This window comes from Ruegeria sp. BHSB064, from assembly GCF_059613205.1.
Genome location: NZ_JBXWSB010000045.1, coordinates 1 through 17,734, shown reverse-complemented (window position 1 = coordinate 17,734; position 17,734 = coordinate 1). Strand labels below are relative to the sequence as shown.

Sequence of the window (17,734 nt, the reverse complement as noted above, 5' to 3'; positions counted from 1 at the left end):
GAATCCTCCCCTCGCTCGCTTGGCTTTACGGAATTGTTATGACTCTTTTTCTTTTCTGCAAGAAATTTTGTTTATTTTTCTCGTATAGCTATCGCTCCTTACGTGAAGGAGCTGCAATTATCTTGCCCGCTACCACCGAATGCCGATGCGCAGCGCGTCGTAGATTGCAGCGTGAATGTTGCGTGACGAAACGGCGTCACCAATGCGGTAAAGGTCAAAACCTGCGTCGGGATTCGTCTGCGGAAAAAGTGCGCCTGAGCCCTGGACAAGCGCGCCTTGATTCACCGAACCCCCGTTGCGTGAAAGGGGTTTGAGATCAAAGTACAGATCGTCAAGCGGCAGCGTACCCTGATTGACAACCACCTGATCGTAATACTGTTTTTCAACCAGGTCCGAATAGTCGGTGCCGATGTGGGCTTGCAGCTGATTGCCGGATTTCTCAATCGCTTGCAGGGTTCGGGTGACGGTGAACTTGGCTCCGGTTTTCTGCAAAGAGCGCATATAGGGCACCAGATTCATCGCCATCACTTCAGGTGCGAAACTGCGATCTCGGGTCATGATTTCGACGCGCGCGCCGGTGGCGGCGATGACTTCGGCTGCCATGAGCGCAGGGTGATCACCTGCATCGTCGTAGATCAGCACGTTTTCACCGGCTTGCACGTCTCCGGACAAGATGTCCCAGGCAGATATGGCCAGTTCGTTGCCCGAATCGAGGATCGTCGTCTCGGGCAAACCGCCCGTGGCGATCACTACCATATCCGGGGACAACGCGTTCACGTCGGCTGAATCCGCGAAGGTGTTGAAGTGGAACTTCACGTCCCGCGCGGCGCATTGCGCCATGCGCCAGTCAATGATCCCAATCATCTCGGCCCGGCGCTTGGATTGTGCTGTCAGACGCACCTGACCACCGGGTTCAGGGGCAGCTTCCAGAACAGTGACATTGTGCCCACGTTCTGCGGCGACCCGCGCGGCCTCCAAACCACTGGGGCCTGCGCCCACGATAACCACGCGACGGCGCGCGTCCGCTGCAGGTATGACATGTGGCATGGACAGTTCGCGCCCGGTGGCCGGGTTGTGGATGCACAGCGCTTCGCCCGCTTGATAAATTCGATCCAGACAATAGGTCGCGCCGACACAGGGCCGGATGTCATCTTCCTGCCCGGCTTGAATCTTGGACACGATAAACGGGTCTGCCATATGGGCGCGGGTCATGCCGACCATGTCCAACAGGCCCGAGGCCACCGCATGTCGCGCCGTCGCCACGTCAGGGATGCGCGAAGCGTGAAAGGTCGGCATGCCGGTTTCAGCCCGCACACGCCCGGCGAAATCCAGATGCGGGGCGCTTTTCATGCCCTGCACTGGGATCACGTCAGTCATCGCCGGGTCGGTGTGAATGCGTCCGCGAATGACGTTCAGGAAATCCACCTGACCGCTGTCTCGCAGCCTGCGCGCGATTTCCAGCCCTTCTTTTTCGCTGATGCCGCCCTTTTCGACTTCGTCGGCGGTGTAGCGCACACCGACGATAAACCCTGGCCCGACGCGGTCACGTATTGCATCCAGAACCATGAAGCCAAAACGCAACCGATTGTCGAGGCTCCCCCCGTACGGATCATCCATTGTATTGGTCAGTGGCGACCAGAACTGGTCCAGCAAGTGCCCGTAAGCCTGTAACTCGATCCCGTCCAATCCGGCGGCCTGCATGCGTTCAGCCGCATCGGCATAGTCGGTCACGATCCGCTCGATATCAAAATCTTCCAACTTCTTCGGAAAGGCCCGATGCGCCGGTTCGCGGAAATGCGAGGGGGAAACTGACGGCAACCAATCGCCCTTGTTCCATCCTGTGCGCCGCCCCAGATGGGTCAGCTGGATCATCACAGCGCAGCCATGGGCGTGGCAGGCATCGGTCAGTTCGCCCATCCAGCGCACGACCTCATCCTTGTAGGCGAGGATGTTGTTGAACACCGGTGGGCTGTCGCGGCTGACGGTGGCAGAACCCGCAGTCATCGTCATCGCAACGCCTGCTTTCGCGCGCGTTTCGTGATAGATGCGGTAACGCTCTTTGGGCATACCGTCTTCGGGGTAGGCGGGCTCATGACTGGTGGTCATGATCCTGTTTTTCAGGGTCAGGTGTTTTAGTTGATAGGGCTGCAGAAGGACATCGCGGGTCATTAAGAAGTTTCCCGGCTCGACGTCTTTGGCGCGGCGACGTCCTTGGGTATCACGACGGGTGAGACAGCCCAAATCAACCGACAAACCTGATCAGTCCGGTTACGCGCATGGTGCGGGATACGCGCGTCGAAGCTGTAGCTGTCACCGGCGCGCAACGTGATGAACTCGTCGCCGATCTGCATCTCCAACTCACCCTCTAGAACCAAACCGTGTTCCTCACCCTCGTGTTTTTGCAGTGGGTCTTCGGGTCGCTCAGCGTGGGGCGCATAGACTGCCATGCCCATATAGAACTGACCGCCGATCGAACTGGAAAGCAGCTGGTCGGAATAGCCCAGTTCGGTCGCGTCCTGACCGTATAGAGTGTTGAGCGCGCGGCGGTTTTGTGCGCGAACGACAAAAGCCTGCTCCATCGGTCCAGCCCCGGCGCGGCGCGCAAAGAACCAGTCAGGTGTGACACTCAGTGCGCCCGCGATGGCCTGCAAAACGTCGACAGACGGTTTCGATACGCCCCGTTCAATCGCCGATACGTGGCTCAGTGAAATGCCAGCGTCTTTGCTCAGTTGCTTGAGGGTGAGCTGACGGGCTTTGCGCAGTTGCCGAACCTCACTACCCAGCGAGGAAATTGCGGATGGTAAAGCAACAACATTGTCAGATGGCATACGGCTCTCCGAGTATTTGGTTGAGCGGTTGAAATCTTGTAAAATTGAAAGCAGACTAGAATTTCAAAGTCAAATTCTATTTAGCAGAGAATTTTGATGACTATTGCAAGTCAACGCTGGATTTGCAGAAGTAAGGCAGAGATGGAGTCCAAGCTGCGGATCAAAATGACCGATCAATCCGACTATCCCTTCAAAGTGTCAGAGACAGACCATCTGTGGATCGAAATGCCTGATGGTGTGCGTTTGGCAGGTCGTTTGTGGCGCCCGGTGACGCAGCGACCTGTCCCCGCCATTTTGGAATACATTCCGTATCGCAAAACCGACATGGTGCGCGCACGAGATGAAAGGAACCACCCCTATTTTGCAGCCCATGGCTATGCCTGTATTCGGGTTGATATGCGGGGCTCGGGCGACAGTGAAGGGCACATGCCGGATATGTACGCTCCGGCTGAACTGGACGATGCGCGACACGTGATTGAGTGGCTGGCTGCGCAACCTTGGTGTAATGGCCGTGTGGGAATGTTTGGCACGTCCTGGGGCGGTACGGCATCGTTGCAAGCCTGTGTGAAAGCGCCCGATGCGTTGAAGGCGGCGATCACCGTTTGCTCCACCCATGACCGTTTCGAGGATGACATCCACTATATGGGTGGTTGCGTTTTGGCGGATACGTTCGAATGGGGTGCGACGCTTCCGTCTATTCTGGCCTCGCCTCCATCGGCAAATGTTGGACCAAATTGGAAAGCGCTGTGGAAAGAGAGAATTGAGAACCTTGCGTTTCCACTGGAAAACTGGCTGCGCGAGGATGAAAGGGGGGAATATTGGCGACACGGTTCTGTCATTCATGAAGCAGATGCTCTTTCGGTCCCGATTCTGGCTATCGGAGGGTGGAGTGATCGCTACTCCAATTCGGTAATGTCTCTGGTTGATGCACGCCCCGCGCAGGTTTGGGGGGTGGTCGGCCCTTGGGGTCATCACTATCCCGATCAAGGGTCGCCCGGGCCTGCCGTAGGATTCCAGAAATTGGCTCTGGAGTGGTGGGATCACTGGCTAAAGTCAGACACTTCGCAAACACCGAGTTGGCCGCGGCTTCGGGTTTGGTTACGCGAGTTTGTGGCTCCAAAGGACACCATGCCTTTGGGGGCAGGGAAATGGATACAAAGTGGTCCAACGATCCGAGAAACCGAAATTCAGGAAGTTTCCCTGTCGACATTAAGTTCCAGTTCCAACAATGAGCGGTGGAATATTCCATCGGATCCAACGGTAGGGCAATGTGCAGGGGACACAGGGTATTTTGGCCGAACCGGCGGTCTGCCCCTTGATCAGAACTTTGACGATGACCGTTCTCTGGTGTTCGAAACAGCGCCTCTTGTGGAGGATCTGATACTCTATGGGTCGGTCGTTTTGAGGTTGCGTGGAGGCACGAAAGAGCAACCAAATCAGATTATTGCAAGGCTCAGCGATGTAAACTCTGACGGTGTCGCAGCACGTATTACCTATGGCGTCAGAAACCTGTTGCTGAACGAAAACTTGGATCGCACTTCGCCGACAGAAAATTCCGAAGCGTTCAAAGTAGACATTCGTCTTCATTCGACAGCTTATCGCATTCGCAAAGGTCATCGCATCCGACTTGCGTTGTCTTCGTCTTTCTGGCCCCTCCTTCACGCGGCGACACCGAAGGCTGACCTACGTCTGGATGATGGACAGCTTATCCTTCCATTGCTGGCCAATACGCCTTCCGACTTAGGCGAACCGCTTCCTTCAATGGAAGATTTGCCAAAAGAGAAAACGCATTTCACTATTTCCAGTGGTACGCTGACACGCTGGAAAAAGACTGGCAAAAACACGACCGAGATGGGCTGGCACCAACCACTGGTAAAAACAGTATTCTCTCAGATGGGCACCGCTTTTAGCTATGAAACAGGCATGGTGCATAGGTTGAAGACCCAGGACGTCGTCGAGCACGAGACAAAGGTTGATCACAAGATGATTTTTGAACGGCCTGATGGGATCGCCGAGGTTTCCGTCGCTTTGACTGCTTGTTCATCGCTGGGGCATACGACGGTGGATGCCGAAATGAATGTCACATGGAACAAAGAACCCTTCATGACCCGGCGCTGGCGTATATCTTGATTCAAGTCGCGCAAATGGCTTTCACCAACCATTGGCAACAGAATGACGGGTTTACGTGGTTCTGTCGCAACTTCCTTTGGAGGCCGAGGAAAATGGCGCAGGAGGGTCTGTTACCTTGCCAGTTGAGCGAATTGGCAATACGTGCAGAGGCCGATCTTGCGGACGGCCTTCCTTACCAAAGTCTTGATCCTTTAGTCCGACCAGCCATTTTTGGGCAAAACAGTTTCTCAAATTCCGGATTGGTAGTAGGCTGCGACAGATGTTCCGACAGCTCTTGCCCATATCAGCGCTTCTTCTTGGATCAGGGCTGTTGTTGTTTGCTGGTGGTGTTCATGGGCTCATTCTTCCGGTGCGGGGCTCGCTCGAGGGGTTTTCCGCCAGCGCACTGGGCCTTTTGGGAACGGGATGGGCCGTTGGCTACGTGGCCGGGTGTATTGTCGCACCAAGACTCGTCGGAGCTGTGGGCCATATCCGATCCTTCGGTGTGATGTGCGCACTTGCAGCGGTCACGATCCTGTTTCAGGCTATCGTTGTCGAAACATGGGCGTGGATACCGTCCCGCGCTGTTTCGGGTTTTTGCTTTGCCGGGGCCGCAATGATTGTTGAATCCTGGCTCAACGACAAGGTTGCACCCAATACGCGCGGCACGGTCTTCGGCGTCTACACGATGGTCAACCTCGGCGCAGTGACCGCCGGTCAAATGGCGATTTCGCTGGGTGATGCAACGGGTTTCATATTTTTTGCTATTGGCGCGATGGTGTATTGTCTGGCACTCATCCCGACAGCTCTGTCGACTTCAGCCTCGCCCACTCCCCTGACAACCGTGCGGCTCGACCTGCCTGCGTTATGGCGAAACTCACCAGTTGCCGTTGCAGCGGTCTTTCTCGTTGGCATCTCAAATGCGGCATTCGGGACCCTCGCCGCGGTGTATGCAGATCGAGTTGGGCTATCGCTGACGACAATCGCGCTGTTCGCGAGTATTCCAGTTCTGGCCGGAGCTTTGGCGCAAGTTCCAATCGGATTTGCGAGTGACCGAATGGACCGGCGCAAAGTCTTGCTGATTACAGCGGTTGTGGCGCTGTTCGCCGACTTGGCATTTGTAATTCTTGCGCCGGAATCGCGTGTCATGAATCTTGCTTTGGTCGGAGTTTTTGGCGCCGCGATTTTTGCGATGTACCCGATTATTGTCGCCCATGCCAATGACCACGCACCGCCTGGCACCTCGATCCAGGTTTCGGGTGGGTTGCTGATGGTTTTCGGCCTAGGTTCGATCATAGGGCCGTTGATAGCCGGTGTCGCAATGGCCGGTTTGGGTCCGCAAGGGCTATTTATGACGACCGTCGCGGCGCATTGTTTCATGATCGTGTTTACGGTCTGGCGCATTTTGTCCAAGGCAGCTGTGCCCGAAAGCGAGAAAACAGCATTCCGCGTCAGCGCACCCGCCCGTGTGGTCACACCCGAAACCGCAGCATTGGCCGCCGGAGAAAACGAGGACACGCCGCTGGCCGAAGCGGTGAGCGAAGTCTCTCACAATCCACAAAACGAGACTGACCCGGAAACCGCACCTGAAAAACACGAAGAGGGCCCATAGCACTTTTGGGGGTACGACGGGTGCTTACTCTCGAACCGCAATCTTCGGGTCGTAAATCGACTTCCCTGAAGACCTGGACCTATTCAAGAAGATGGACCAGGTCGACACCTTGGTTGGCAGCACTTGCGATAGCGGCTTTTCGCAGAGATTTACTGCGCTTGATCAAACGACGGAACCTCTCTTCATCCAGAACCAACAGTGTTGTAGGGGCTATTGCCCGAACGGACGCCCTGCGTCGTTGTCTGAGCAGCAATTCGGTCTGGCCAAATATATCGCCGCGACCCAATCGCCAACTTTGCCCTGCCATCTCAAGCTCAACAGCACCCGAGGCGATGAAATACACGCTTCGCGCCGGTGCGTCGCTCTGAATAATCGTCTGACCGGATTCAACGTACCGTGTCCGCAAGGCGCGGGTGAGCCGTCGAAGTCCAGCCGGATCCATATCGGAAAAAACCGGAAGCCTTTGAACAAGTTCACTCGCCCGGGGTGCGGTATCGATCATTGGGCGTTCTTCCGCTTCCGCACGCTTTCCGGAAACGTCCTGTAGCAAGACAGAATACAACTCGGCCCCGATGAGGCCATCGTCGAACATCTCGGTATATTCCCGCTCCTCCAAACGCAGCGCGATGCGTCGGATAAAACGGCGCTGCACCTCGTCGGCAAATCCGGGATATTGAAGTTGTAGACCATCAAGGGCGGTGTCCACATATTCGGTCCGCCGGTCGATAAGCTCCCTCAGAATTCCTGCCACACGCCGTCCGTGAATCCGCCGAATACGATGGTCTATGAACTGGTAAACATCACGCAGCACCAATCGTTGCGCAAGCAACACTTCAAATCGGTGCGCCGTCATGCGGGCCAGCGGAAACCGCAGCCGCAGTCTGTCATTCAAAAATGCAGCAACCCGGAACCACCGCCCATAAGCGACAGTTCGACGTGCCGCACGCAGATATCCGGTGCGTCCATGCAAACGCGTGCCTTCGATAAGCCGGTCAATATCCAGGATTGCCCGCTCGGCCAGTCGCGTCGAAAGAGATCTGTCGCGCATATGGTTCAGGACAAAATTGCGTTCGGCGCCTGCCAGTGCAATGAGCCCCAGTGTGACCCTGTCCCGATCCAGAATGTCCTTCTGCGCGTCAGCTGACCGTACGGCCTCATCCAGTCTTTTGCCGAACTGAACCGCCTCGGATCGGATAATCTCCGGACTAAGTTCGTAGCCTGCAGTTGTTTTTTCCACGTCTTCGCGAACAGTCTGGAGCGAAACAGCGACGACCTGTTGGGACAGAGCTTCGTCCAGGGGTGATAACTCATCCAAACCGAGGCGACGTATGAAAGGTCGAAGAGTCGGCCCTTGTACGAGCAACGTGAACAGGGTGAACCCCGTTGCAAGTATACCTACCGCCCTTTGTGTTTCGACCGGGACCAGAGCGTTTTCCGTTACGGCCAGAGCCAGCGCGAGAGTTACCGCACCGCGCATTCCCCCCCAAAGGATGGCAAATCGAAACGGGCTGTCCACCGAAGGGGAAACACGCACCAGTGTCAAAAACGGAAGAAACCCAAACAGCATGACGGCGCGGGCTGCCACGGCGGCAAGGGTCACGATTAAGATCAATCCAAAATCCGTCCACCGGACACCACTCAATAGTTTAGGGATCAAAAGCGCGGCGAGAACAAAGATCAAAGCCCCGGCCCAATGCGCAAGAACACCCCAAACATCTGCAAGACGCTGCCAGGCTTGCGGCGTCAAACGACCGGGTGCGGACAAATTCAGCGTTATGCCTGCCACGACAACGGCAATCACACCAGATGCGCCGACGCTTTGCTCCGCAATGACGTAGGCCAGGTAAGGCAAAGCAATTGAAACCGAGATTTGCGCAAGTTCAAACCCTTCGATCAAAGCCATCAACCACAGGCTTGCGCGCGCCAATGCCCACCCGGTCAAAGCCCCTCCTGCCAAGAGCAAGGGAAACTGTATCAGCGCATCTTGCGGTTTTGGGTCAGGTGCGCCAACCATGACAAACCCGATAAACAGCCCAAACAGTGCGATTGCAGCCGCATCGTTCAGAAGGCTCTCACCTTCGATGATACGGGACAACCTTTGCGGCGCGGCGATGGATCGGAAAATACTGACGACGGCTGAAGGGTCCGTCGTGGAAATGATCGCGCCCAAAAGCAGACACGCGACCAGCGGAAGCGAACTAACAGCTGAAAGTGCAAAACCAACGGTGAAAGTTGCGACAAAAACCGCGACTATAGCCATGACAAAGATGGGCACCCAATCGTCCAGCATACGCCGTAGGTTCATTCCCAAGGTCGCCTGAAAAAGCAATGTCGGCAAAAACAAGTAGAGGAAAACATTCGAACTGATCGGGAAGCCAAGAATGGCTTCCGCGACCGGATTCATCACCTCAGTCAGATCAGTTTGGAGGAAAAAGGTCGCCGCCGCGCCAATAGCGATACCAAGAAGTGCAAGAACCACGCTGTAAGGAATGCGAAGACTTGCCGCCAATGGCTCTGCGAGACCGATGACGACAAAAAGGGATGCAACAACAGTCGTTACAAGTACAATATCCATTCCGCGTGTTCGAACCACCCTTTGTTCCAGGCCAACGGTAGTGCAGCCCGCTGGCGTATTGGCAACATGATCAAGGCACAAGTGGCTCAGAGTAAGCCCCGCGACCGCCTATTTTATCTTCGACCTCAATGCAGAGATTGTCCACAAACCGGAACGCGTGTCGTGGCATCCAGATTGTCAGAGAAACTCAACGAGCACCCTCTATGTTGTTGGAATAAACAGTAATGCCAATGGCTCGACTGCGGGCAACACGGATTCTTGTTTGGAAAATGGGCGAACTTTGCTTTGGATGGATCGCCTAGGCTTTCCCAAATGACAGGGACACCAAGTCAGCCTTCAAATGCTGCGTGTCATTTCGTCCGAGTTGTGCATCGACTTCGTCGTGGGTTTCTCTCCAGATTGGAACCGCCTGAACCAATAAATCCCGCCCCGCATCCAACAAAACGATGCGCCTACTGCGCTTGTCTTTACTGTCCGGCTGCATCTTTAAAAGCCCGCGTTTCTCAAGGGGTTTAATATTCGCGGTTAAAGTCGTCCGGTCCATAGCCAAAAAATATGCCAATTCTCCAAGTCGAGGTGGCTCTGGGCGGTTTAAAGCCATCAACAGAGAGTACTGTCCATGGGTCAAACCCAGTGGTCTCAGAGCGTCATCAAATCGCCTGGCAATGGCCCGTGCGGCACGCTGAAGGTGTAGACACAGGCACCGATCCCGCACCTCATGTGTAACTTCAATTGGCAAGTCGGATCTCATGCTGACCAATTACGTTGACATCAACGTATTTGTCAATATTGTGTAAGGCAAAACAGAAACTATTGATTTGATGTGCTATGAGATCATGCACGATTTTGCCTGAGACGAAACGAGGCCGCTTGAATTGCGTTTCTCCCGAATGCTCTCAATCGCTGGCTTGGAATGGTCGCGGTTTGTCGTATCCAATCGGGACGCATGTCTGAAGATAAACGGTGCAGCGTAATGCAAAAGATCCGCACCCGCCTTTGGTTTGAGAACGGCTACGCGCGCGCCAGGCGATGTACAAGATGAAGAAGATCGAGATTTCCAAGTTGGAAGCCGCATTTGCAGGAACGTAAATCAAGGAGTTTCGTATGACCTACATTACCGTTGCCGCCTATGCTGTCCCCACAGCAAACAAGGATGCCTTCATTGCACATTCAAAAGAAGTAACACCTTTATTCAAAAAGCATGGCGCACTTGCCGCCGTGGATGCCTGGGGCGACGATGTGCCGGACGGCAAGGTCACGTCTTTTCCGATGGCTGTGAAGTGTGAAGCAGATGAGACTGTCGCATACTCGCACGTCATCTGGCCGGACAAAGCGACCCACGACGCAAACATGGAAAAGGTCATGTCCGAGATGCAGGCGTCTATGGAGAACAATCCAATGCCTTTCGACGGCAAACGTATGATTTTCGCGAGTTTCCAATCGCTGGTCGAGGTCTAGCAAGCAACAAGCGGTCTATTCGGGAAAGGTGGAGGGAGAGCAATGTCGCGCTCAGAAACAACAGTTCTTATTGGCACGACAAAAGGCACTTTTTTGCTCCGGCGCGATAGCCCTGAGGGCCCCTGGACAACCGATGGTCCTTATTGCGACGGCTGGCCCATCAATCACTTTGCAAGCGATCCGGACACAGGAACGATCTGGGCTGGCGGCGGGAGCGATTGGAGTGGCGCGGGGGTGTGGCGCTCGGATGATGGCGGCGACACGTGGGATGTGACCCGGCTCAGCAAAGGTGAGATGGACAATTGGGCCGCCAATGATCCAGATTTCGCCGAAATGGTCGGCTGGACCAACGAACCACTGCCCTTTGAAGATAAGTTTTCCCAGATCTGGTCTTTGCATTTCACTGACGGGACTCTTTACGCAGGGACCAAGCCCGCAAACCTGCTGAAAAGCTTAGACGGTGGAAAGACATGGGAAAACATGCGCGGCCTGAGCGAGCATGAGTCGGTCGATAGCTGGAACCCAGGCGCAGCTGGACTGACCTTGCACACAATCATTTCTGATCCCGACAATCCGCAAAAGCTGTGGGTCGGGATATCGGCGGCCGGCGTTTTTGCATCCGAAAATGGTGGCCAAACCTGGGAAAGACGTAACAGATTATCAAACGCACAAGACTGCGTTCACCACTACCATCCTGCGGCACCTCGCGATGGCGAAACCGGACATTGTGTGCATAACATGATGCGCGCAAACGGGGCCGAGGATTTGCTTTATCAGCAAAACCACCATGGTGTCTGGCGATCATCAGATGGTGGTCGCAGCTGGGACGACATTACAGATGGCCTGCCTTCGACTTTCGGCTTTCCCATACGCGTGCATCCGCGCGACGCCAAGACGATCTGGACCCTGCCGCTAAACGGTGACTCTGCGGGCCGGTATCCGCCAGACGCGGCAGCTGCAGTATGGCGGTCCCGAGATGGTGGCGAAACATGGGAAGCGATGCGCAAGGGGCTTCCCCAGACGGGCTGCTTTTTCACAGTGCTCCGTCAGGCGATGGCAGGGGACACGAATGACCCAGCCGGGATTTATTTTGGCACTAACAGTGGTTCCGTGTTTGCCAGCCATGACGAAGGTGAAAGCTGGCACGAGATTTCACGCCATTTGCCCACAATTCTGGGTGTCGAGGTGCTGAACCGCCACTGACGGCCTGATCGTCTGTTCATGAACCGAGTGTTTTCAACACCGATGTTTCATTGCAGGGATCATTGATGGGTGATGCCTTTGCAGATTTAGACACGCTATCTTCAGAAATTTAATGATGATTTTGGACGCGGCGCCTATGAAAACAATGCATCCTGCGACCAGATAAATCGGCCGCCTGGATCATTGTTGTATCGTTGGTCAAATGTCGAGCGAGCGATAGCCCTGCCTGTGGAATTTCGACGTGGGTGAGGCGCATATCTCATTCCATTGTAACAACGATATTGCCCGTATGCGCCTTGGCGATGAACGCCTCCTGCGCCTGCGCGAGATCCCGCAACGGGTAGGACGCCGCAAGCATGGGGCGCAAAGCGCCGGTGGAAATCAGTTGCACCGCACGTGAAAACAGACCCGGTGGGCTGATCGTCGCGCCGGTCATCTGGATGTCCTTGTAGACCAGCTGACGCAGATCGAATTCGACCATCGGCCCCGCAATCGCACCGGAGGTCGAGTAACGACCGCGTTGGCGCAAGGCGTTGATCAACGGCATGAACATCGTGCCCCCGACAACATCCAATGCCACATCCACCGGTCCGCCTGCCACCTCGCGAATACGCGCCTCAAGGTCGGCTACGCCCCGGTCGATCACAGCGGAACAGCCCAGATCAAGCAGACCCTGTGCCTTGCTGGTGGACGCGATTCCGATCACCTGCGCGCCACGGGCCAGACACAGTTGAATCGCCGTCGTGCCAACGCCACCCGACGCGCCCGAGATCACGGCCCATTCACCCGGTTGCGGTGCCGCCCGCCAAACCAGGTGTTCCGCAGTGGTCAGCACGGTGGGAAAAGTCGCGAGCTCAGCGTCCGACAGATCGCTGGTCACCGGAATGGCGTTTTCAGCGCGTACTTTGGCATAGTCGGCAAAACCACCATCACATTCCGAGCCAAAATATCCGGTGTTTTCCGGCAAGTGCCAATCGCCATGACCGTGCAGCCAGGGGTCGATCAGAACCCTTTCGCCTATGCGGCTCGGGTCCACACTCTTGCCCACGGCGGCAATCCGGCCCGCGACATCCGCGCCCTGAATGCGCGGGAAGTTCAAAGGCGCGTTGGACCAGCTGCCAGTATCCTCATCCGCGCCGTCAAAGCCGCCCTTGCCGCCGTCCTCTGTAATGCCGTCGGTTACAGTCTTGGAATACCACGCCGTCCGCGTGTTGATATCGGTGTTGTTCAACCCGCAGGCCCCGACCTTGATCAGCACGTCCCCCGGACCGGGCTGAGGCGTGGGCCAGTCTTCGTGGTATTCCAGCTTGTCCAGACCGCCATGGCCGACAAGAACAACGGCGCGCATCGTTTTGGGAACAGTGCTCATCTTTAGGGTCCTTTTTACAGAGGCTACATTGACGTCAGTTCAACAGGTTTTCGTCATAGGGGTAGTCGTCGATCTGTTCGAGGCCATTGGCCGTCACCAGGTACTGGTGCTCGATCTTGACGCCGCTGCCACCGCGATCTGAGCCCACATAGCCTTCGACGCAGATCATCATGTTTTCCTCGATGATCCCGTCATAACCGATATCGTCCCAATCCTGCGGGTAGGGGACATAGGGGTATTCATCGCACATGCCGACGCCATGCATGATGCAGGGGTAGCGGTGGGCGACGAACTCTTCTGGGTGGCGGAAGCTCTTGTCGACCAGCTCCTTGAACGACACACCGGGGCGCACATTGGCCTTGTTGTGCTCGATCTCATCCAAGGCGCGTTTGAACAGATCGCGATATTCCTGCGGGGCCTTCCCATCGCCGCAGTACCAGGTACGCGAGATGTCGGACATATAGCCAAATGGGCCGACCATATCGGTGTCGAAGCCCAGCAACTCACCCTTCTGAACACGCCGTTCGCCAGCCTCTTGCAGCCACGGGTTGGTACGCGGGCCTGAGGCCAGCATCCGCGCCTCGGACCACAGACCGCCATGGGCGATATTAACCTGGCTCAGGATGCTCCATAGCTCATTTTCCGAGATACCGGGCTGGAACGCCTGGTGCATCCTGGTGATCCCAAGCTGCGCCACGTCAATGGCATAGCGACACAGCGAGATCTCCTCCTCGCATTTGATCGAGCGGGCTTTTTCCAGAAAGCCCGGGGCGTCTACGACCTCGAACCCGGCCTGCATCAATCCTTGAACGGCGGACGCGTCCAGACGATCCAAGGCCACGCGGCAGCGCCCCTTTCCGGCAAGTCGCCCTTTGACAAAATCAACGAACTTGCACGTGTTCTCGACCTGATCAAAACCCGCAAGGAACGGCGCAAGCCCGAACATCGGGACATATTCGGTGACGTGGTCCAGATCCTTGATAAACGCGCCGCTGAAGACCACCGGGCCGTCCGCAAAGATCATCAGCATCATCAGCGGGATACGCGCCTGAAACTGCATGTATTCGTGATAGTTCACCGCGTACCGCATGGTCAGCGGGTTGGTGATGACGGTCAGGTCCACATCTCGTTCCGCCATCGCCTCGCGGATACGGCCCATGCGGTAGTCGTTAAGCTTACCCCAATCGATGTCCGGCGCAGGCAGCACCGCCTTTGAATATTCACCCAGCGGTTCTCGGCCTGTCATCAGGCCGTTTCCAAAGTCACGGAAACGTCTCGCAGACGCAGGTTTTCAGGGTCAAGAACCGCATCTGGCAGGACGGTGGCCTTGTGCATTTCACCAAACACGATCACCTCAAGCTCGGTCCCCGGCTGCGCGGCCTGTGGTTTGACGAAGGCAAAGGCCAGATTGCGCCCCGTGACCGGGCCAAAGCCGCCCGACGAGACCGAGCCGACCTTTTCGCCGTTCAGATAGACCGCCTCGCCACCCAGAACATCGGTGCCTTCCATCTGTATATCCAGATACGCGATGATCGAAGAACTGCCGGTCTCGGCCAGTCTGGCCAGAGCTTCTTTGCCGACAAACGCCTTGTCGAACTTCACAAAACGCATCTGGTCGGTGTGCACGGGGCTGGCGTCATTGGCCAGTTCATGCCCGCCGCGATAGGCTTTTTCCATGCGCATCATTTCCAGCGCCTTTGACCCAAACGGCACCATGCCATGGGGCTGTCCCGCGTCCCAGATCGCGTCCCACAAAGCGCCCAGCTGTTCCATGGGTGCGTGCAGCTCCCAAGCCAGTTCGCCCGAGAAAGACAGGCGCAGCGCAATCAGGTTGATGCCAGCGACAGACATTTCACGCGCTTTAAGCCAGCCGAAGTCGGAGTTTTCCAGCGACGCATCGCTGAGCGGGGCCAGCACCTCGCGGGCTTTGGGGCCCGCCACGGTCAGAATGCCCCAATCGTCGGACAGGTTGCACACGTTCACATCCTCGGACCCGCGCTGATGCACGGTGATCCAGTCCCAGACGCGGCGCTCGGACGGGCCGCCGGTCACAAACCAGAAGCGATCTTCGGCCAGCCGCGCAATGGTTGCCTCGCCCTCGATCGTGCCCTGTTCGTTCAACAGCAGCGTCAGGCAGGTGCCGCCCACCTTTTTGGGCATCCGGTTGGCGCAGAGCCGGTTCAGATACGCCTCAGCGTCGGGGCCGGTGATCTCGAACTTGGAAAAGGCCGAGAAGTCGCCGATGCCAACGCCTTCATGCACCGCGCGGGCCTCGGCCAGAGCCGCCTCCCACGAAGGGCCACGTTTCCAGGACTCGGGCTCTTTGCCGTTCCATTCGGGTTTGCCGTAAACGCGGGGACGCTCCCAGCCGCCAGCCTCTTCGAACACCGCATGCAGGGCCTTGGTCCGGTCATGCACGCCAGAGTTTCGGATCTCGCGGCAGGCTTCATATTGCAGCTGCGGATAGGGCAGCGACAGGCGTGTCATATAGTTCTCGCGGCAACGCTGATAGGTATAATCCTCGTCCACACGGCTATGGAACCGGCGTGGATCAAAGCCGCGCATCGAGATATCGGCTGTGCCATGCACCATCCATTGTGCCAGCCCCCGGCCCAGTCCCGGCCCCCAGGCAATGCCCACGGTCGCACCGCAGGCCAGCCAGTGATTGCGCAAGCCCGGTGCAGGCCCAACCAGCGGGTGCCCGTCCGGTGTATAGGTGATTGCGCCGTTGACGATGCGCTTGATGCCGCGCTCCATCAGACAGGGATAGCGTTCAAAACACTTCTCCAACCACGGCATAATGCGGTCATAGTCGGGTTCAAACAGTTCGTTCTCGCTGTCCCACGGACAACCATCGCGCCATTTCGCCAGCGCGTCATGCGTGTCATAAAGCCCGATCAGCGCCCCACCTTGTTCGCGACGCAGATAGCCGGTGAAGAAATCATCGCGGGTGACGGGGATTTCATGCCCCATCGCTTCGAACTCGGGCACCGCATCGGTGACAACATAATGGTGCTGCATCGGAACAATCGGCAGGTCCAGCCCGCTGAACGCTCCGATCTGACGCGCGTGATACCCGCCCGCATTGACCACATGCTCACAGATGATGTCGCCCTGCTCGGTCACCACCTTCCATTCGCCCGACGGCATCTGCTGCACATCCGTCACCCGGTTGCGGCGCAGCACTTTGGCCCCCCGCATCCGCGCGCCCTTGGCCATCGCCTGACAGGTGCCGGATGGGTCAACATGGCCATCATCGGGCGTATAGATGCCGCCGATGATATGCGAGGTGTCATAGATCGGGTTCAGCTTGGCGATCTCCTCGGGAGAGACCCAGCGACACTCCTGCCCGCGGGCCAGAACCGCGTCGCGCGTATGCATCAGCCAGGCGCGGTGATCCTCGGTTGCGGCCACGCGCAAGGACCCGCAATTGTGCCAGCTGACGCCCTGTTCGGTCTCATTCTCGATCGTCTTGTACAAATCCACTGCATAATCGTGACAGATCCCCAACGCGTGGCCGGCTGTCATGCGACTGACCAGCCCCGCCGCGTGCCAGGTTGCACCAGATGTCAATTCCGCCTTTTCAACCAGAACGACGTCTGTCCATCCCTCTTTTGCCAGATGATACAGGACACTGGCACCCATATTGCCACCGCCAATCACAACGACCCGAGCCGATTCCATTGCTAGTTCTCCGCGTTTCCTGCGGGGACAGTTCCGCATTGGAAAAATTTTGTCCACATTTTTTTCCATGGGTATATCTTTTTGCTAAGAAATTGATTCGGAGGGTCACAATGGACGGAGCAGTCGTGAGAGAATCCAACCGGGATCGGATGCGGCGCATCCTGGGCGAAGACGGGTATGCGCAGCTGTTTCGCAACATTGACGAAGCCGCAGGCCTGCCGAACGCTGCGTACTGGTCGCAAGAATGGTTCGAGATGGAGCAGGAACTGATCTTTCGCCGGTCCTGGGTGTTCGGAGGCGCACGCGCGGAAATCCCTGAACCCGGTGATATGAAGCCCATCGATATCGCCGGTACACCCATTGTGCTGGTGCACGGGCGCGACGGTGTTATCCGAGGCTTTCAAAACGTCTGCCGCCATCGCGGCATGCAAATGGTGACCGAACCCTGTAAAAAGGCCACGCTGACCTGCCCCTATCATCGTTGGGCTTATGGCCTGGACGGCAAACTACGGTCCCGCCCGCATTTCGACGGGCCCAATTCCAGCGGCACGTTCAAAGAGGGTGGCGGCGAAAACCTCGACCTGATCTCGGTGCGGGTGGAAGAGTTCTTCGGCTGTCTCTTCGTCAATGTCTCGGGCGATGCCGACCCGCTGGACGTGTGGATGAAGCCGGTTCTGGACCAGCTCAAGGGGTATGATCTGTCAGCCATCCGCTGGGCCGGCAAACGCGACTTCCAGGTCGAGGCCAACTGGAAACTGGTCTACGAGAATTACATGGAGGGCTACCACGTCTTTGCCCTGCATCCCCGTCTGCTGGATTTTGCACCTATGGATGTGCGCTGGTCGGGAGAATGGCGTGGCTCGACCTTCGTCAACGGCTACCGGTTTCCAAAACTG

At 56.7% G+C, this 17,734-nt stretch carries 12 protein-coding genes; 5 read left to right on the top strand and 7 right to left on the bottom strand.

The features are described from left to right. Positions 1 to 129: 129 nt before the first annotated feature. Positions 130 to 2,169: an FAD-dependent oxidoreductase gene (locus tag AC2FNU_RS12430; protein ID WP_496788548.1), complete on the bottom strand. Its 2,040-nt coding sequence runs from the start codon at positions 2,167 to 2,169 to the stop codon at positions 130 to 132. Beyond that, positions 2,169 to 2,828 carry a helix-turn-helix domain-containing protein gene (locus AC2FNU_RS12425; RefSeq protein ID WP_496788542.1) on the bottom strand — a complete coding sequence of 220 codons (660 nt, stop codon included), beginning with the start codon at positions 2,826 to 2,828 and terminating at the stop codon, positions 2,169 to 2,171. Before AC2FNU_RS12425 ends, AC2FNU_RS12430 begins: the two co-directional genes overlap by 1 nt. 96 nt (positions 2,829 to 2,924) lie before the next feature. On the opposite strand from AC2FNU_RS12425, the gene AC2FNU_RS12420 reads away from it, so the two are divergent. Both AC2FNU_RS12420 and AC2FNU_RS12415 read left to right on the top strand, forming a co-directional pair. Then, the gene (locus AC2FNU_RS12420) at positions 2,925 to 4,958 is read left to right on the top strand and encodes a CocE/NonD family hydrolase (protein WP_496788536.1); all 2,034 of its coding nucleotides are present in this window, start codon (positions 2,925 to 2,927) and stop codon (positions 4,956 to 4,958) included. A 259-nt stretch (positions 4,959 to 5,217) separates the two neighbouring features. Next, on the top strand, positions 5,218 to 6,549 hold the full coding sequence (locus AC2FNU_RS12415; protein ID WP_496788530.1) for an MFS transporter: 1,332 nt from the start codon (positions 5,218 to 5,220) through the stop codon (positions 6,547 to 6,549). 79 nt (positions 6,550 to 6,628) lie between these two features. Here the strand turns inward: AC2FNU_RS12415 and AC2FNU_RS12410 are convergent, their stop codons facing one another. Beyond that, entirely contained in the window at positions 6,629 to 9,124 is a 2,496-nt protein-coding gene (locus AC2FNU_RS12410) for a cation:proton antiporter (RefSeq protein ID WP_496788525.1), read from the bottom strand. Positions 9,125 to 9,422: 298 nt separating this feature from the next. Further along, positions 9,423 to 9,725, bottom strand: coding sequence for a MarR family winged helix-turn-helix transcriptional regulator (locus tag AC2FNU_RS12405; protein WP_496788521.1), 303 nt, complete (start codon positions 9,723 to 9,725; stop codon positions 9,423 to 9,425). Between the two features lie 503 nt (positions 9,726 to 10,228). On the opposite strand from AC2FNU_RS12405, the gene AC2FNU_RS12400 reads away from it, so the two are divergent. Continuing rightward, the gene (locus AC2FNU_RS12400; protein WP_496788519.1) at positions 10,229 to 10,582 is read left to right on the top strand and encodes a DUF1428 domain-containing protein; all 354 of its coding nucleotides are present in this window, start codon (positions 10,229 to 10,231) and stop codon (positions 10,580 to 10,582) included. Positions 10,583 to 10,624: 42 nt separating this feature from the next. Beyond that, entirely contained in the window at positions 10,625 to 11,785 is a 1,161-nt protein-coding gene (locus tag AC2FNU_RS12395; protein WP_496788514.1) for a WD40/YVTN/BNR-like repeat-containing protein, read from the top strand. Between the two features lie 259 nt (positions 11,786 to 12,044). Here AC2FNU_RS12395 and AC2FNU_RS12390 read toward each other — a convergent pair whose 3' ends face one another. The 3 genes from AC2FNU_RS12390 to AC2FNU_RS12380 are packed head-to-tail and all read right to left on the bottom strand — an operon-like array spanning position 12,045 to position 16,838. Further along, on the bottom strand, positions 12,045 to 13,154 hold the full coding sequence (locus AC2FNU_RS12390; RefSeq protein ID WP_496788509.1) for an alcohol dehydrogenase family protein: 1,110 nt from the start codon (positions 13,152 to 13,154) through the stop codon (positions 12,045 to 12,047). Between the two features lie 34 nt (positions 13,155 to 13,188). After that, positions 13,189 to 14,400 carry a M24 family metallopeptidase gene (locus tag AC2FNU_RS12385; protein ID WP_496788507.1) on the bottom strand — a complete coding sequence of 404 codons (1,212 nt, stop codon included), beginning with the start codon at positions 14,398 to 14,400 and terminating at the stop codon, positions 13,189 to 13,191. Continuing rightward, positions 14,400 to 16,838, bottom strand: coding sequence for an FAD-dependent oxidoreductase (locus AC2FNU_RS12380; RefSeq protein WP_496788505.1), 2,439 nt, complete (start codon positions 16,836 to 16,838; stop codon positions 14,400 to 14,402). Before AC2FNU_RS12380 ends, AC2FNU_RS12385 begins: the two co-directional genes overlap by 1 nt. Before the next feature lie 110 nt (positions 16,839 to 16,948). Here AC2FNU_RS12380 and AC2FNU_RS12375 point away from each other — a divergent pair. Next, positions 16,949 to 17,734, top strand: a 786-nt coding sequence (locus AC2FNU_RS12375) for an aromatic ring-hydroxylating oxygenase subunit alpha (protein ID WP_496788500.1), incomplete at its 3' end; no start/stop codon positions are given.